General features: G+C 40.6%; 8 protein-coding genes. 1 reads left to right on the top strand and 7 read right to left on the bottom strand.

The genetic code is table 11. The features are described from left to right. Positions 1 to 70: 70 nt before the first annotated feature. Positions 71 to 1,612, bottom strand: a complete 1,542-nt coding sequence (locus KFO40_RS12370; protein ID WP_087322789.1) for a glycoside hydrolase family 28 protein — start codon at positions 1,610 to 1,612, stop codon at positions 71 to 73. Positions 1,613 to 1,824: 212 nt separating this feature from the next. Here KFO40_RS12370 and KFO40_RS12365 point away from each other — a divergent pair, with 212 nt between their 5' ends. Beyond that, a complete protein-coding gene (locus tag KFO40_RS12365; RefSeq protein ID WP_120144482.1) occupies positions 1,825 to 6,204 on the top strand; it encodes a two-component regulator propeller domain-containing protein in 4,380 nt (1,459 codons plus the stop codon). 36 nt (positions 6,205 to 6,240) lie between these two features. On the opposite strand, the gene KFO40_RS12360 is transcribed toward KFO40_RS12365, so the two are convergent. From KFO40_RS12360 to KFO40_RS12335, 6 genes are all read right to left on the bottom strand, one after another. After that, complete coding sequence (locus tag KFO40_RS12360) at positions 6,241 to 7,545, bottom strand: pectinesterase family protein (protein ID WP_008649665.1); 1,305 nt, start codon at positions 7,543 to 7,545, stop codon at positions 6,241 to 6,243. Between the two features lie 33 nt (positions 7,546 to 7,578). Then, the gene (locus KFO40_RS12355) at positions 7,579 to 9,252 is read right to left on the bottom strand and encodes a DUF5123 domain-containing protein (protein ID WP_117683209.1); all 1,674 of its coding nucleotides are present in this window, start codon (positions 9,250 to 9,252) and stop codon (positions 7,579 to 7,581) included. Between the two features lie 16 nt (positions 9,253 to 9,268). Then, complete coding sequence (locus KFO40_RS12350; protein ID WP_004322178.1) at positions 9,269 to 11,344, bottom strand: RagB/SusD family nutrient uptake outer membrane protein; 2,076 nt, start codon at positions 11,342 to 11,344, stop codon at positions 9,269 to 9,271. Between the two features lie 10 nt (positions 11,345 to 11,354). Then, complete coding sequence (locus KFO40_RS12345; RefSeq protein ID WP_050428289.1) at positions 11,355 to 14,606, bottom strand: SusC/RagA family TonB-linked outer membrane protein; 3,252 nt, start codon at positions 14,604 to 14,606, stop codon at positions 11,355 to 11,357. A 111-nt stretch (positions 14,607 to 14,717) separates the two neighbouring features. Continuing rightward, positions 14,718 to 17,198, bottom strand: coding sequence for a glycosyl hydrolase family 95 catalytic domain-containing protein (locus KFO40_RS12340; RefSeq protein WP_008649662.1), 2,481 nt, complete (start codon positions 17,196 to 17,198; stop codon positions 14,718 to 14,720). Positions 17,199 to 17,219: 21 nt separating this feature from the next. After that, positions 17,220 to 18,839: a pectinesterase family protein gene (locus KFO40_RS12335; RefSeq protein ID WP_087316986.1), complete on the bottom strand. Its 1,620-nt coding sequence runs from the start codon at positions 18,837 to 18,839 to the stop codon at positions 17,220 to 17,222. Positions 18,840 to 18,938: the final 99 nt, after the last annotated feature.

Below are 18,938 nucleotides of genomic sequence, written 5' to 3'. Positions count from 1 at the left end.
TGATGTAATATCGTTCTTCTCATATCTACCCAACAATAAAATTCAACAGAAACAATATGACAGTTCCTGTTTATTTGAAACTCTCTTTTTTCCAATAATTATGTCCTTCAATAATATGACTGTTATTAGCTTTATAAAAATCCTTCACAGGAGTCATCTGAAAACAATCATTAATAATAGCATTATCGACATCTTCAAATGTAACAATCGTTTGTTCGATAACAGGATACTTAGATCTAATATTATTCAAAACAATCTGCTTACATTTACTGAATTGCCACGGTGAACCAGTCTGCGATGAGAAATCCACATTATCAAAACGAATATCTTCAGCAATATCAACTATAAATCCAACCTCTGCCTTCATATTAATATTTGAAAAGGACAAGCCTTGTACGGGCATTTCTTCAATCCCTTTAATATAACCAATTTGCTTGATATCAGAACCTGTAATATTGCTTAAATGAATGTTCCGGAAAACAGGAGTCCGCTCACTGACAGGCTCTATTTTTGACTCTTTATCATAGAACAAATCAAAAATGAAGGCATTCCGCTGAATATTCTTCATGACGATATTATCTACCCGAAGCTCTTCAACGACCCCTCCTCTCCCGCGCGAGGACTTTAGACGAATACCAGAATCCGTACCATCGAAAACACAATTAGAAATTGTCACTCTCCTTACACCGCCTGACATTTCACTACCAATAACTACCCCTCCATGACCGGAAAGCATAACACAATTAGTTATCGTTATATTTTCACATGCCTTTCCATATTTCCGTCCATCAGCATCACGCCCCGATTTAATTGTGATACAATCATCTCCCACACTAATAAAACAATCAGAAATACGTACATTCCGGCAAGAAGAAGGGTTTATTCCATCCGTATTGGGACCTTTTGGATCTTTTGAGGGGTTATATATCGTCACTCCATGCACTGTTACATTATCACAAAAAGCCGGATTTATGGTCCAAAAAGGAGAATTGACAATTCTCACATTCTCTATCAACACATTGTTACATTCATAAAACTGAATAAAAGGAGGACGAAACATACGACGCTCTAAAGAAGGTTTATAATAATCCGAGATTTCCAGTTCTTCATTAGCCTCTTCCCACATTCGTTGTAGTTTATTCAAAGCAGGCAATTTTCCTCCGTTTTTTTTAATCAGTTCCCGTGTTTCTTTCTCCCAGCTCCACCATTTAAATCCATTACCGTCCAGTGTTCCACGCCCGGTTATAGTCAAATTCTCCGCATCATGCGCATAAATCAGGGGAGACAAAGTATTCATCACTGTACCTTCCCAACGAATCTTCACAAAAGGAAGATAATCTTCAAAACGATCTGAAAAACGAAGAACAGCTCCGGACTCCACATACAAAGTTATATTACTTTTCATGTAGATAGTGGCTGTCAAATAAACACCTGCCGGGAAATAAATAGTTCCTCCACCTTCAGAAGATGCTTTTTCAATCGTTTGGTTTATTAACTCCGTACAAGATTCAATACCTCGGGGATCAGCTCCAAGCTCCTTCATATTAAAGGTACGAGCCCATGCGGTTACGGCTATAACAAGTCCCACTACACAAATAAATAGACGTTTCATTTATAGTTCTCATTTAAAATTTTACTAGTTCTAATTGTCAAAACAAAAGTACGAGGTATCTTCTCTCTTTATAGGGTAATAATTGTGCTTGATAGAGGATAGACAGGTGGATTAAATATGCAAAAGCGTGCATTTTATGTTCAATCACTATTTTAAATTTCCTTTTTAATCCAGTTTTATTTATTTTTGCTCTACACATAATTTATAATATCATGAAGACACTCTATGTTTTCCTTTTATGCTTATACACCAGTCTGACTATAGCAGCTCAACCTCTTTGCCAGATTAAACACTTCTCTGTCAATAATGGTCTTTCGCAAGGAGTAGTAGTGAATATAATGCAAGACAAAAAAGGATTTCTTTGGTTCGCCACCTGGAATGGACTAAACAAATTCGACGGATACACATTTAAAAATTACAAAGCATTTCCGGGAGACGGCTGTACTTTAACGACTAACCGTTTCTCTTATATTACAGAAAGCAAAGACGGAGATATATGGTGCAAATCTTATGATAACCGTGCATATCTATTTGATATTCAGACAGAGAAGTTTATTGACATACTCCTTCCTATTGAATCATCCCTGCAACAAACCAACATAGTCAGCAATATCTATACCTTAAATAAAGGAATTACGTGGATCACCTGTGAACAAGGTTATGCTTTCAGAATCAATGAGCAAACCTGCAAAGAAGGAAAAGATATCATATTATACAGCAGCTTTAACCAAAATTTAAAAGGAAACAAGATATTCGACATTTACGAAGATTCCGACGGGGACGAATGGATCATGACAGATAAGGGAGTAACCATCATCGGAAAAAAACGAATCAACAGCGATTATCCGTTTAAAATGGTAAAAGAATATAATAAGAAAATATATCTTATCTCAACTTCCGGAAAAATCGCAATATATGATCCCAAGAACGGAAATATAAAATTCCAGGAACTACCATGTTCTGTCACAGATATCTATTCCATATCTTCCATTTCCCCTTCTAATGACAGGATCGGCTTAGGAACTGACAACGGATTTATAACATACGATACAGAAAAGAAAAAATTCCAGCATTTTAATATACAGACAGCCACCCAGCCATCCAATGAAGCTCATTTTTTTTATCAGGACAAAACCGGAGAAGTCTGGATCTTTGCCAATACCTCCGGTGTGATAAAGCTAAATCTGCAAACAGGAGATAAACAGCACTTCACAGCTCCTATACAAAACCTGATCCAATATGAACGCGACAACCGATACATGATCTTTGAAGACCATGAAGGTACACTATGGATGAGTCCTCAAAAAGGGCATTTGTGCTATTATGATCGCGACAGTAATCAACTGAAACTATACTTTGCAGATGAAAACAATCCCGCTTCCCTATTTGCCCCCTCTATTCGTTATTATTATACCGACCGGCAACAGAATGTATGGATTACCAATGACCGGGGCGTAGACAAAATATCTTTCTATCCCAATAAATACAAAATACGCCCCATAGACAATGGATTGGAAATACGTGCTTTTCTTGCCGACAAACAGAAACGTCTCTGGGTTGCTTCCAAAAAGGGAAACGTCAGAATTTACCGTCCGGATGGGACATTAGAAGGCTACCTTTCTCCACAGGGTATAATCACCCCTCAAGAGGTTACTTTCGGAAAAAGTGTGTACTGTTTTATGGAAGATAAACAAGGAAATATATGGATGGGAACCAAAAAAGACGGCCTCATCCTTCTAAAGAAGAAAAACGAACACTCTTATCTTTTACAACAATTCGTCCATCAGCCACAAGATACATACAGTTTAAGTAACAATAGTGTCTATAGTATTATTCAGGATAGCCATGACAATATATGGATCGCATGTTATGGAGGTGGTCTCAACCTATTATCACACGTACCTGATGGTTCTACCAACTTTATTCATAGCGGCAACCGGCTGAAAAACTATCCTGTTTCTACTTCACTCAAAATAAGACATATCGCAGAAGCCCCCAACGGAGTGTTATTGATTGGCACAACCAATGGTTTACTTACATTCTCCAATAAGTTCGATCAGCCAGAAGAAATTAAGTTCTATCATAGCAACCGTATCCCTAACGTAGATTCCAGCCTTAGCAGTAATGATGTCATGCAAATATTTACTGACAGTCGAAAAAACACTTATGTAATAACATTCACCGGAGGAATCAGCCAGGTTATCTCTAAAAATCTGCTCACGGAAGATATACAATTCAAAAGTTATACAATCAAAGACGGATTAGCTTCCGATTTGGTACTTTCAATGCTCGAAGATACTCAAAAACAATTATGGGTAATCTCCGAAAACTCCATATCCAAATTCAATCCACAACAAGGAACATTTGAGAATTATGGAAGTAATTACTTTCAGAGAGAACTGAACCTCACTGAAGCAGTTCCCACACTAACCAGTCAAAAGAAAATCGTTCTCGGAACCAATCAAGGGATACTTGAAATCAACACAGAACAAATGAAAAAAAGTTCTTATGTACCTCCTATTGTATTTACCGGACTCAAAATACAAGGAAGTCAACTTCATGTAGCGCTTGATGACATAAAAGAACTGGAACTAAATCCTTCGGAACGTAATGTCACCTTTCAATTTGCAGCCATTGATTATGTAAATCCCGATGCCATCGAATACGCCTATCGTCTGCAAGGCCTGGAAGAAGAATGGAACGAAGCCGGTAATAACCGCTCTGCAACATACATAAATTTACCTGCCGGAGAATATCAACTGCAAATCCGTTCCAGCAATAGCGACGGAGTATGGACCGATAATATACGCACTCTCCCCATTCATGTTTTACCCACTTTTTGGGAAACATACTGGGCATGGTTATTCTATATTGTCATGTTCGTGTTATTCACTACTATCATTGTATACATTCTGTTCTATATCTACCGTTTGCGGCATCAGGTTGACTTGGAACAACATTTATCCAATATCAAATTACGCTTCTTCACTGATATTTCACATGAATTACGCACTCCTTTAACTTTAATATCCAGCCCTGTATCAGAAATTCTAGCGCATGAAGCAATCTCTCCGACAGTTCGGGAACATCTAAATTTGGTACATAAAAACACAGAACGTATGCTTCGTCTGGTTAATCAACTACTGGATTTCCGCAAAATCCAAAATAAGAAGATGAAAGTGTTGGTAGAAAAGACAGAACTCGTTTCCCAATTACAGAAGATAATGGAAAGCTTCCACCTTATAGCAAAAGAAAAGAGAATTGATTTCCAACTTCAAACTAATACAGACAAAATATACGCATGGGTAGACCGTGACAAATTTGAAAAGATATTCTTCAATCTACTTTCAAATGCCTTCAAATATACACCGAACGGGAAGAAAGTAACGGTAAATATGATAACAGGTTCGGAGCAAGTCACCATCTCCGTATCCGATGAAGGCATTGGCATTGCTCCCGAAAAGCAACAATCCCTATTTTATCGATTTGAAACACTGGCACAATACAATATCTTGCAGCCCTCATCCGGCATTGGGCTTTCACTGGTACGCGAATTAATAGAATTACATCACGGAAATATCCAAGTGAAAAGCGAGCCGGGAAGTGGAAGTGAATTCATTGTCACACTTCCTAAGGAAGAAAAAGCATTTGCAGACGATCAACAAGCCGAATTTATTTTATCCGACAGTGACAATAATTCACCGACGATACAAGCTACTGAAGAAGATTCGGATAATACATCCTTCAAGGCAGCATACGCAGAGAATGAAAATAAAACCGACACAGAGGATGAAAAAACTTCCATTCTTATTGTCGAAGACAACAATGAATTACGTCATTTCCTATGGAATATCCTGTCAGAGACTTACACTGTTCTCGAAGCAGCAAATGGAAAAGAAGGATTAAAATATGCACAGCAGTACATTCCGGATCTGATAATCAGTGATGTCATGATGCCGGTCATGGATGGATTAGACATGGTGAAAGCAATCAAAGCCGATCATAACACCTGCCATATTCCTATTATATTACTATCAGCAAAATCTTCTTTAGATGATCGGATAGCAGGACTGGAACAAGGCATCGATGACTACATCACCAAACCATTCAGCTCTACGTACTTAAAAACCAGAATTTTGTCGCTGCTCCGTCAACGTAAACAGTTACAAGAGCTATATTTATCGAAACTGTCAGAGCATACTCAAGAAGAAGATCATATAAATGGGTGGGAGCCTTCACAACCTCAAGTGACTCCATACGATGAACAATTCATGCAACAAGTAATGGCGTTTATGGAGGAACAAATGGACAATACAGATATCACCATCGACGACTTCGCCAACAAACTAATGTTAAGCCGTACGGTATTCTACCGAAAATTAAAATCTATTGTTGGGCTGACTCCGGTAGATTTCGTATGTGAAATGCGCATCAAACGAGCCGCCCAGCTAATTGAAAAAAGTGAATACAGTTTCTCCCAAATTGCTTATATGACCGGTTTCAATGACCCGAAGTACTTTAGCAGGCGCTTCAAAAAAATCATGGGAGTCACTCCTACAGAATATAAAGAAAGAAAGGGAGATGCCTCATAAGCACCTCCCCTTTCCTTACCAGTTTTCTATATTCAATTACAATACACCTTTTTTACCTTGCGTTCCATATTGATTCACGGCAGATACCTTCAAAGCATAATTCACTTTCGACACCGGAAAAGAGGTATCAGTAGTCGTCCCGAGAATCTGTTCTCCATCATATACAATATATCCGATCGCATTCTTCACAGGGTTCCATTTAAGAGTGCCATGCTGATAAACCAGACTGCGCGGACTTCCTAATTTCTCCATCATAATACGCGGATTCCAGCCATCATTACCCGGAATCATATTTTCGTACGTATATTTGTCCGCCTCCTCTTTCGTTATAGTTGCCTGACAGGTACCCGATACTTCCTTACCGGTTTGGCGGTCTTTATATTGATATTCCGTTTTGCGTTTACTTAAATCCAACACATTACCCTGTGCATCACGACTATTGTATTCGGCAAAAATCCCGGGAACCGTTCCCATATTCGTCCATCCTTCATCAGCGACAGGGATAAGCATGATGGTATTGATATACACCGTCTTCGAATTATTATGCCATGGACGCCCCAACTTCAAACGTCCGTCAGCCGCTTCACTGTTTCCATCTATAGTGCAATTACGAAAAGCATAACCATATTTGGCATTTTTATGGGAAGGAGCCACTATTACTGCTCCACTCCGTACATTATAAAGCGTACAGTTTTCCAGCAACACATCACCACTACCATAAAAATAGTCTACCGCGCCTTCTATCCAGCAATCTTTCACATAGTGCCGACTGACATCATTATTGGCAGTCATCCAAGTATCTTGAAAAGAACGGAACTTACAATTATAAAAGGAAGCACAATCTGCCTGACTATTCATAGCCAAAGCCTGCGGACCATTATCTGATAAAACTCCCCAGTCATTCACATACGAAATGTTTTCCGTATAAAAGTGGTCTCCTTTTACCACCACTACCGATCCCTCGTATTTATAAACTGGAGAGGAAGGATTATGAACCGAGTGTTCCCAATAAGCTGTTTTTCCACCTATTTCTTTACCGGTCAGTTTACTACCAACATTCAAGTTTAAATGAATAATGGTCTTATCCTTATCCTGGCCTATTAAATGTACGTATGGCTTATTCTTAGGGATAATCACCTGCTCATTATACAAGCCATTCTTTATCAGAATCAACCAAGGTTTCGTCTGTCCGTCAGGAACAGCATTGATTGCTTCCTGAACCGTTTTATAATCTCCACTACCATCAACAGCTACAATAGCCTGATAAGGCGATGAGCCCGCCTGTGCATAAATCATTGCACAGGCACTCATCAATAAAATTGATAATACAATATTCTTCATGATATTCTTTATACCTAACAATTATAGGATCAATTAATACCAACGTGGATCACCAGCATTACCCGTTCCGGCAAACCCGGCTCCCGGTTTAATATGGAAATCACCGTTTAATGGATCAACGAACAAGTCATCCGAGCTTTGTTTTATTCTCGTTATTTCTTCAAACCTGTTATTGCCTTCCTGCAGGTCGGAAGTGATATAACAATTATCAGAGAAGTTCAAAATGTCATAAGCACCATTTCCACTATTCATTTTCTTTCCTTTGTTCGGACCGGAGAAAATCAAATTCCGCATTGTAGCAGATTTCGGAGAAGGCGGAGTACTTGCCGCATTATCGAAACGGAAAACCTTAGGCAATTCCTTCTTAGCATCCATAGAATTATAGAAAGTACAATTTTCCAATATCACATCACCGATTCCCCCTTTCACGTCCATCAACTGGTCACCAATATTAATCAATGTACTATTCGTTATAGAAACCTTTTCCAACTGATCGATATTTTTTCCGAAATTAATCATTCCATATCCGTCCGTACCAACTTCGGATATGACACAGTTATCAATCGTAATATCCGTCATGAACACACCACTTCCATCGCTAATACGTACAAGCGTACGTTTTATGTTCTGTATAGCACAGCCTGTGAATGAAATAGACTGGGCATAAGAACTATTTTTCCAATCCGTCATATAACTGGCCTCGCCATTTCCATTCAGGCAAACAAACTCGAATGACAGAGACTGTATCGGAGAAGCCAATGATATTTTATTAGTCACAATAAGCTGTGAACGATTATTTTCATTAGCTTCCGTACTGGTAAACAAAATATTATCCAATCCCGGAATCTTTAGTTCACTTACCTTATACACCGCCCCCGGAGTAAGTTGGACAGTTACATTGCTACATTCTTTCTCTTTCACAAAATTAGATAACAATGTACTTAAATCAATGACTCCGGTTTCCGTAGCCTCCACAAAAAGGATTTCGCTACCACCCAATCCAAGTGTTTTGAATACATACGAACCACGTAATGCATCATTATTATAAATCCGAACACGATAGGTCGCTCCATTCTCCAATTCGGAGAGTGTTTTCGAACAAGCCGCTATATCTTCCGAAGTCAAATCAATCTGTTTTTCCTCACCATATTTCGTATCCACCATTTGAGCCAACGTCAGATGAGTTACTCTGTTCGTTTCTTCCCATATCAAGGTTGCGGAATTAGCTGTAACTTCCACTCCGGTAAATAATTGCTCATCCGGAGTTTTAAATGCTACACTGACATAAGTGCTTGCCTTTCCCTGCGCATCTTCTCCTTTCATACGAACAGAATATTGCGTAGAACCGTTGAACTCCTGAAACAAAGTACGATATTCCACCCTCATAGGCGTATTACTCTCTGAAAATACAGTCAATGTATCTTTCAGAATCGTATCTGTCCTTACATAATTTTCCGCATTAAACTCCAAGCTGTCCGTATAAAACTCAAAAATATAGACTTTTGCATTCACAATCTGCGAATATCTTAATGTAACCGAAGTCGCATCGGTAGCCGACTTATCGAACGTCAACGGACGGAACAAAGCATCATAGTTCTTATTAACTGTCCAGTCATTGGCATCGTCCTCACAGGAAGACATACCCACTATCAAAGCCAATAGTACATACAGGCATGCTCCGGATAATCTATTAACTAGTCTTTTCATTTTTTCCTGCCATTAATTATTTATAACCATACGAATTAGAAACATACCCTTGCGTCTTATTGACATCCTCATAATAAATAGCGAATACATGGCGATAATTACACACTCCATTACCAACAGAATATTTACGGAACTCCGCTTCGGCTTCACCGCCCCAGTTCAGCCTGCCAAACAAATTCGAATAGTCGTAAGACGCATTCAGCCCTGTACCGCAAACCAATATTCTAGCCATTGTTTTCACATAATTAGTATTCAGGGTTGCATTTATATCACCATCCTTATTCAATGTCACCTGCATGCTGATCCAGTTGCACTCATACTGTCCTTTTGATGCAGAAGCAGTACCGGTTCCCATGTCCTCATTGAAATTAACGGACGACATATCAATGTATTCCGGATTATCAGAGTCTTCATATTTATAATAGATTTTTCTCGGTATTTCATCCACTTGATAAGTCTTCCCGAAAATAGTCACCGGCTTGTAGTCATACAACATACAAAGACCTATTTTCATCTCTTCTATTTTCTCCGCCAACAATCCCCAACGTGTCAAATCCTGACGACGAATAGATTCACAACCAAACTCCCATGCCCGTTCATTGACAATAGCCGTGAAGAAATCCGCGTCATACTGCGTGATTTCGGGAGCACCAGTACCAAATGCTCTTTCACGAACCTTTTCCAAAGCCTGTCGGGGAGACATACCGGCAATCGGACTAACTGCATCCGGCCCTGTCAATACATTTTGAGCCTCCGCAAACATCAGGTAAATATCTGAATATCGCATCAAAATCCAGTTGATACCAGTAGCAATACGTGAATTAGCTTTCGGGAAACGGACTTTCATATAATTATCAGTCATCCAATACCAACGCCATTTACCACAAGCCACTCCTAATGGGTTACAGCGAATAACTTCCTTATTTTTTCCATTCTCATTGATATATTCCTGGAAAACACAAGTAACATCCCGACGGGTGTCTGCCGGATCAAATGAATAAAAATAGTAAGCAGTAGTAGCCGCATATCCTGCCCCTCCCATACCTTGGGTGGTATTAAAAACCCCTCTGTTCAGGTTGTATCCCATCGTGGCCCCCACATCTCCATTCTGTCCTTCACCAAAAGCGACTTCAAACAGGTTTTCATTATACTTGTTGTATTCCAGATGATTGACAGTAGACCAAATATTCTCATAACTGGGATCAAGCTCATGAGGATTATCAGTCGCTCCCAAAATCTCCGCACACTGTTTGGCAGCCAGCTCATAATAATCTTTCCAATTCTTAGGGCGACCGACGAAATATCCGTTCATTTCCGGAATGGTCGGATGATGTTCCACATCCAAGTCCGGAAACTGATTTCCATCCCGTACAGACCATCCTCCGGCAAATAGCGCTACTTTTGCCAGCAGTCCTTTGGCAAAACCTTTATTCATGCGTTCTACCGTATATGATTCTTCTCCCATCCAAGGCAGATATTCAATTGCCTCTTTCAAATCCTCTATGATATAATTATAAACAATATCACGATCCACTTTTCCTATATAGACATTTCCCAATCCGCTTTCAGACGCATGCTCTTTATATGGCACATCTCCCCAATAACGGATCAGTTCAAAATAGCCTAACGCTTTTAGTGCTAATGCCTCTCCTAAATATCTACGCATGGCAGCCTTGTCCGAAGTAGATTGCATCAACGGGGACCGACGTATACCATCTACGATAGTAGTGGCGGATTCTGCCAGATAATAAAGTTTGTCCCATCTGGTATTCCGGTTATAATTATCGTCATAAAAATTGCCAGCACCTTCATCACGAAGTGTCGAATTATAGTTTTCCGTAGAAAACGCACCCGAGCCAACCTCCACGTCAGAAGCTCCCTGCCAGTTGACACACAGTTTCTGACCATATATATAGGTGTCCGTCATTGTCGCATACACACCCATCAGGGCTGCTTCCGTCAGAGCTGTCGATTTAAACAGATTCTCATCACTTGGAATAGAAGGACTTTCCGTATCCAAAAAATTATCCATACACGAAGTGCATAACACAGAGGAGGATAAAACCGCTAAAAATAGTTTCTGTATTTTCATTTTTCAAGTATTAAAAAGTAACATTAAGACCAAATACATAAGAATGTGCTTTCGGATATGCAGAATAATCCACACCCGGAGTCAAAGGGGTAGAACGTTGTGTGCTCACTTCAGGATCCTGTCCGGAATAAGCTGTCCAGCAAAATAGGTTATTGGCCGTAGCATACACGCGCAGATTCTTGACTCCTAGCTTACGAGTCACAGTAACCGGAAGCGTATACCCTAACGTCAGGTTACTACAACGCAAAAAAGAACCATCTTCAATCGCCCAGTCCGTCACAAGCGTACGCCCCATCATAGGCATCCAGATAGAGGCTTTGGAATTGATTTCAACAAAGCGCTCCGGATTAGCATCATTACCATACATTACATTGGCACCCGTTTCCGGATCAATAATCGACCAACGGTTTTCCAGGCTCATAAAATCCCTGATATTATTATATCTACGATTCGTATGAGTGGATGCCATAATCTTATTGGCATTATATACTTTATTACCATACGACCAATTGAACATAGCTGCCAGGTCAAACCCTCTCCATGCAGCATTCAGCCCGAATCCGCCAATATGCTTTGGCTGTACACTACCGATCACTTTACGGTCATTATCCGCGTCAATCACACCGTCATTATTCTGATCTTTCAGTTTGATAAAGCCCGGACCAAAGTTAGGCAAGTCGTTAGAGAACAAAGCCCTGTCGTCTACTACCCCTTTATTCAGTATCCATTTTTTCGTATTCTCATCAAACGTAAAGTCGTCTACAGAATAAAAGCCCTCTACTTCGAATCCATAAATCTGTCCTACCGCCTGACCTACAATAGCACGAAAATCATCAGAGCCGATATCCGGTCGCCAGTTGGATTGCGCACTCAATACAGTTGCCGTTCCATCCAGTTTATTCACTATATTTTTATTGAATGATATATTGAAGTTAGCGCCCAGATAGAAATCTTTACTATTGATAATCGTTCCGCTAAGCGTAAGTTCAACTCCCCTGTTCGTGCTGCGGCCTACATTCTGATACTGATATTCATATCCTGAATTTGAAGGAAGATCCATGCGTAAGATTAAATCTTTCGTTATATCATTATAGAAGTCAACCGTCACATTCAAACGGCTATTAAAGAGGCTGGCATCTATTCCCACATTAGAGGATAACTTCGTCTCCCAAGTCAGATTCTCGTTCCGCAAGGTGTTCTGCAATTTCAGGGCACTCTGTACTGTTTCATTTAGATAATATTGCCTATTGGCAGAAGATTCCATTTTATAATCCTGTCTCCAGTATGAATTGACACGCGCATTACCAACTGACCCGTAACTCACACGAAGTTTCAGATTATCCAGCCAGTCTTCCGTCTGCTTCATAAATTTTTCCTGGGAAATGCGCCATGCCAATGCCATACCCGGGAAAAATCCCCAACGGTTTTCAGGAGCGAACACATTCGTTCCGTCGGCACGGGCTGTAAAAGTGAACATGTACCGGTCTTTGAAAGCATAGTTTAAACGACCGAAGTAAGATGCCGTACGGGAAGGTTCACCAAGAGTGGTATACGTTGGTTGGGATTCTCCATAGTTCCACATAGCCAACACTTCGCTCGCCGTAAAATCCATAGGATAATATTTGGATGAGGCAATCATCTGATTTCTGTAATTACTCACCATTTCATGTCCGGCCATCAGATCAAGGCGGTGATTCTTTTTCAGAGAGAACCGGTAACTCAATATGTTCTGCAAGTTCCATCGTGCACCTTTCTCATCCGTACGTTTGGCTACGGGCTGACCGGCATTGGAGCTCGACTCTCCGGTTTTCTTTAACCAGACATTATCGGTATAATTATAAGTGTATGCGTAACTACCTTTCAGCTGATAAGTCAATCCTTTAACAATTTCCCAGTTAAATCCGGCATTATAAGTCATAGAAAACTGGTTTTGCTTCTTATACTCATTCACCGTATTATATACAGGATCATTCAATGATGATAACAATGCATCATCCGAGTAATCAATTTCACCCCCCAAAGCATCTCCCGCATCTATACTTGCAAGGCTGTTGATTGGCGAGAAAAGAACGGCATCTCTCAATTTACCTCCATTGGTACCCGCACCGTCAATCACCATTCTAGTCAGACGGCTGGAAAACTCAAACTTCAATTTATTACTTAACTTTTTATCCATCTTCACACTCAAGTTATCCCTCACATAATTGGAGTTGAGCATAATGTACTTCTCATCATCCCGCGTATAACTCAAATTATAACGCAATGTGGCATCCGTTCCTCCTGTTATACCAACGTTATAGCTTTGTTTGAATCCGGTGTTTCCATATACTTTATCCTGCCAGTTCGTGCCTTCTACCGAACGATAAATATTGCGGTCGTCCCAACGTCCATACATCGAATTAATGCTGCTGGTCAGAGAGGTGCCCGGATCAAGTTCTTTCTGATAACAATAGTATTCGTAAGGTGAAAGTACCCCCGTCAGATTATACACATTACTGACACCCCAGTGAGCATTGAATGAGATTTCTGTTTTTCCCGCCTTACCGCTTTTTGTAGTAACAAGAATAACGCCGTTCGCACCTTTAGCTCCATAGATGGCGGTAGAAGAAGCATCTTTCAAAACATCAATGCTTTGAATATCACCGGGAGGAATATCATTGATATTACTCACCTGAAAACCGTCAACAATATATAACGGTGAATTGTCCTGGGTAATAGAACCACCGCCACGTACTGTAATCTGGATTGTTGCATCGGGCGATCCATCAGTAGCCACTACATTCACACCTGCCAGTTTTCCTGTAATAGCCGCAGCCGCAGAAGTTATCGGAATATCCTTCAAAACCTTCTCACTCACTGAAGAAATCGCACCGGTCAAATCTCCGCGACGTGAGGTTCCGTATCCTACCACTACCACTTCGTCCAAAGTCTGATTGTCTTCTTCCAACACAACTTTCAGATGTTTTCCTGGTTTCACAGTCGCAACAACTGATTTCATTCCTACAAAACTAATTTCCAACTTTGTTGCATCTTCGGGAACAGACAAAGTGAAATTTCCATCCAAGTCGGTAATTGTACCGACGGAGGACTTTTTCAACACCTTCACACTAGCACCAATAATAGCATCGCCGTTGGTATCCACCACCGTTCCTTTCACAGATACCTTCTGTGCATATACTGTTGTCGCCGTTATAAAGCACAAGAGCAAGCAACATATATACGCAAAGCATCTTCTCAAAAATAAATGTCTTTGTACATCCATAGTATTATCTTGATTAATTTGTTTCATTTTTTATGTTACAAAAGTCACACTTTTACAGCTGTTTTCCACTCATTATTTATGCAAAAGCGTGGACTTTTTATATAGAATGCCTTATTTTACTGTAACAATAATCACCTCTCCTTCGCGTGTATCCACATCATACAAATAAGTATCACGTAATGCCACTCCTTTTAAAGGCGCTTTCTCACTAATCATCGGGCGTGAGATTTGCTGTACTTTAAATAATGCGTTCGGATTCGTTTCTTCTTCCTTCTTCTGTTTCAACGATGCTCCTTCAGCAGCCAATTTCCAGTAAGAACGCAGGCGCAGATTGCCTCCGATTTCCGAACGTAACACAGCTTTTACCAGCTTACCGTCCTTCCAGGTCAATTCATCAATCAAAAAACCTCCCCGGGCACGCAACCCTTTCACTGTCCCACTCTTCCATTCCGAAGGCAACGAAGGCAACAGATGAATCGCACCATCATGACTTTGCACCAGCATTTCGGCAATACCAGCCGTGCAACCGAAGTTACCATCTATCTGGAAAGGTGGATGCGCGTCGAATAAATTAGGATACGTTCCGCCTCCCTGTCCTTTTTGTATTTCAGGGCTGACATAAGTCAGCTGATTCTTTATCAACTGATAAGCATGATCCCCGTCAAGCATACGAGACCAGAAACAAACTTTCCATCCCATTGACCAACCGGTAGAAGGATCTCCCCGTTGTATCAATGTGTTTTTTGCCGCTTCAAAAAGTACCGGAGAACGATAAGGAGAAATCTGATAACCGGGATATAGTCCCCAAAGATGAGAGATGTGCCGGTGACGATCATTAGGATGATCCCAGTCTTCAAACCATTCCTGCAATTGTCCGTACTGCCCTACCTGCATCGGAGGCAACTGCCGGCGCATATTCTTCAATGTATCACAAAAATCGGTATCTGCGTTCAGCACTTTGGCAGCTTCGCATGTATTTGAAAATAAATCAAAAACCAACTGATTATCCATCGTGATTCCTGCAAAAAGATTACTTTTCTTCTTTATCCAGCGCGGAGAATTCTCGGGTGAGTTGGAAGGAGTGACAACCAGATAACCCGTGTTCGGGTCGCGTACCAGAAAGTCGACAAAGAATTCCGAAGCACTTTTCATCATCGGATACACTTCCTCCAAATACTTCTTATCACCGGAAAACAAATAACGGTCCCATAAATGCTGACAAAGCCATGCATTAGCCACAGGCCATGTCCCACAATAAGGACGGTCCACCGCACCCGTCATACGCCACAAATCCGTATTATGATGCAACACCCAACCACGGCAACCATACATTCGACTGGCAGCTTCACGCCCATTCTCGCTCAATTCACGTACCATCTGGATGAATGGTTTATGAAGTTCGGCCAAGTTAGTGATTTCCGCCGGCCAGTAATTCATTTCAGCATTAATATTCGTTGTATAATTGCAGCTCCAAGGAGGCCCCGGGTTATGATTCCATTTGCCCTGCAAGTTGGCGGGCTGGCATCCGGGCTGTGAAGATGAAATCAATAAGTAACGTCCATACTGGAAATACAATGCTATCAATGCCGGATCATAGGATGAAGAAAACTCCTTGATACGTACATCCATCGACTTATTGGCTTGGGAAGTTTCACCCAAATCCAAAGTTACACGATTGAATTGTTTCTGATAAGCAGCAATATGAGCGGCTTTCGCTTTACTATAATCTTTCGCTGCATTTTTCAAATAAGCTTTATTCCGTTGATACGGATCGCCCGATATATCTTTATAGTTGACAAAGTTAGTCGCCATCGAGATATACAATGTAAGTTCACTGGCTCCTTGAACGCTAAGCAACGTGTCATTGGCAGTTATCACTTTCCCACCTTTATGTTTCACATCCAAATCGGCACAATAGTGCACTTTACCCGAAAAATAACGGCTGCCATGCGTAATACCTTCCAGCCGCAAACCTTTCTTTCCATAAATACTACGTTTCGGATCTCTCATCGGGGTATTAAAAAACAGTTCGCAATTGATTGTGCCCGGTTTGGATGCTTTGATATGCCTGATAACCAGTTGATCGGTAAATGATGCAAATGTTTCTTCGGTAAATTCCACTCCGTCTACTTCGTAGCGAGTCACAGCTACTGCATTGCTTATATCCAGATCACGATAGTAATTATTTACTTTTTTGTGATCTGGATAACGGATATTCAGACGACCCACTGTCTGGTAAGGCATTTCATTCCCCACTTGTGAAAGAATCTTCGTTGCCGCCATGTTCTGCGCTTCTTCGTACTTTCCTTCAAAAATCAACCGGCGCATTTCCGGCAAAGCCGTTTTTGCTTCTTCATTATAGTTCTGGTAAGGAGAGCCCGCCGACACTGTTTCTTCGTTCAACTGTATTTGTTCCAGTTGAGGATTACCGAACACCATTGCTGCAATCCGTCCATTACCAACCGGGAGCGCTTCTTCCCAATAAGAAGCGGGTTTGTCATACCATATTCTATAGATGTTTTGTCCTTCCACATTCCCCAACAGAGAAGAAAAAGCCAACATACAACTGAATACTTTACTTATCATTTTCATATTTTAAAGTTTTAATTGTCATCACTCTTCTAAAGGTTCACTCAAAGACCCATACTCACTAACGGCCTTCACCTGATATGTCTTTCCTTCCTCAACATTACAAGACGTTTCCTTGGTTATTTGTACAGTTTCATCGTTCGCAATTACCAAATAACAAATCGCATATTTCGAAGCATCCCAACTTAATATGCCGTTTTCTCTTTTCAGATTTTCCGGTGCGGATATTTGTTCCATATATTTCTTCGGGTCCCAATTATCGCCCTCACGAACAACGTTTTCGTACGTATACCGAGCTGCCTCACCTGCCGTAAGGACAGCCTGACAAATGCCTGTCACCGGATTCTCTTGTTCATCCTGATAGGTATATTGCGTTTTACGCTGGCTTAAATCTACAGTATTCCCCTCCTTATCTTTACTGTTATATTCAGCAAACATTTGAGGAATAGCTCCCATATCCGTCCATCCTTCCGGGGCTATCTTTATATTAAAAATCGTATTGAGATATACAGCTATCGGAGAATTGTGCCAGGGACGCCCCAACTTGACACTTTCTGTATCAGCCAATTCATTTCCATCCACAATGCAATTATTCAACACATATCCCCAACGTGTTCCTACTTTATGAGAAGGAGCAACAATAATTGCGCCATCCCTCATATTATAAAAGGTGCAATGTTCGAGAAAGCAATTCCCGTTTCCATAGAAGTAATCAACGGCTCCTTCAATCCAGCAATTCTGTGCATACAGTCTGCCGTTATCCGACTTAGGCCCGGTCTGCCAGGTGTCTTGGTACGAGAGGAATTTGCAATTATTGAATGAGTTGCGGTCATTCTGGGTATACATTGCCAATGCCATAGGACCTTTCTGTAATTCTTTGCCATATCCGTTTACAAAAGACATATTCTCTGCGTAAAAATCCGTAGCTTTCACTGATACCATAGCGGCTTCCGTTTTTCCTAAGTTCTTATAAGAGTACTTCCACACATCCGGATCAGTCGCACTGGCTTCGGTTGAGCTGTTAATTCGTAACTTGACAATTGTCTTATCCACATCCTGTCCGATGAGATGAATATACGGTTTGTCTTCAGGAATAATAATTTGTTCTTCATACGTTCCGTTCGCCACGAAAATGAGCCAGGGTTCTGTTCTTTTCGAGGGGACATTATCTATTGCTTTCTGTATACTGGTATAGTTTCCTTTTCCGTCAGGACTGACCACCGCATCAAATATACGTGCTTCCGGTTGAGGACGTTCTCTGATTGTAAACTGAATACTGACACCTTCGAATACATTTCCCTGAAAGTCTATGACTGCACCTTTGGGGAGGCTGAACTGACAGGCCTGATTATAGTCCAAAGCAGTATAAGCGTAAGACGCTGTTTTACCTTTGAAAGTCAACTCCACTTCCTCGCCATTAAAATTCGCCTTCCCTTCTCCCGCTTTCACATACTCGTTAAAAGTAAGCAAAATCGTATTGTTTTCTTCGGCCGTTTCACCATTTGCAGGAGTTACAGACACCAAAGAAGGGGCTTCATGGTCGGGAACAAAAAAGTTATTGCTACTTTCCTTGCAACTTGTTGCCAGCAAAGCTGATAACAACAATAGTCCTTGGGACATCTTTGAAAATAAATGTGCTTTCATAAATTATTTGTTATATTCTTAATGATAGATTCTTATTCCATTATTATTTGGTCGTCCTGCCTTGAGCAGTTACTATTTCACGTTACAAAAGTATACGGA

The sequence above is a fragment of the Bacteroides sp. 1001302B_160321_D4 genome (assembly GCF_015667765.1).
Classification (GTDB): domain Bacteria; phylum Bacteroidota; class Bacteroidia; order Bacteroidales; family Bacteroidaceae; genus Bacteroides; species Bacteroides xylanisolvens.
This window is presented reverse-complemented; position numbering and strand designations above follow the sequence as displayed.

Excerpts from the sequence above, each read along its gene's own strand:
- KFO40_RS12370 (WP_087322789.1), bottom strand. The coding sequence starts at position 1,612 with ATGAAACGTCTATTTATTTGTGTAGTGGGACTTGTTATAGCCGTAACC.
- KFO40_RS12365 (WP_120144482.1), top strand. The coding sequence starts at position 1,825 with ATGAAGACACTCTATGTTTTCCTTTTATGCTTATACACCAGTCTGACT.
- KFO40_RS12360 (WP_008649665.1), bottom strand. The coding sequence starts at position 7,545 with ATGAAGAATATTGTATTATCAATTTTATTGATGAGTGCCTGTGCAATG.
- KFO40_RS12355 (WP_117683209.1), bottom strand. The coding sequence starts at position 9,252 with ATGAAAAGACTAGTTAATAGATTATCCGGAGCATGCCTGTATGTACTA.
- KFO40_RS12350 (WP_004322178.1), bottom strand. The coding sequence starts at position 11,344 with ATGAAAATACAGAAACTATTTTTAGCGGTTTTATCCTCCTCTGTGTTA.
- KFO40_RS12345 (WP_050428289.1), bottom strand. The coding sequence starts at position 14,606 with ATGGATGTACAAAGACATTTATTTTTGAGAAGATGCTTTGCGTATATA.
- KFO40_RS12340 (WP_008649662.1), bottom strand. The coding sequence starts at position 17,198 with ATGAAAATGATAAGTAAAGTATTCAGTTGTATGTTGGCTTTTTCTTCT.
- KFO40_RS12335 (WP_087316986.1), bottom strand. The coding sequence starts at position 18,839 with ATGAAAGCACATTTATTTTCAAAGATGTCCCAAGGACTATTGTTGTTA.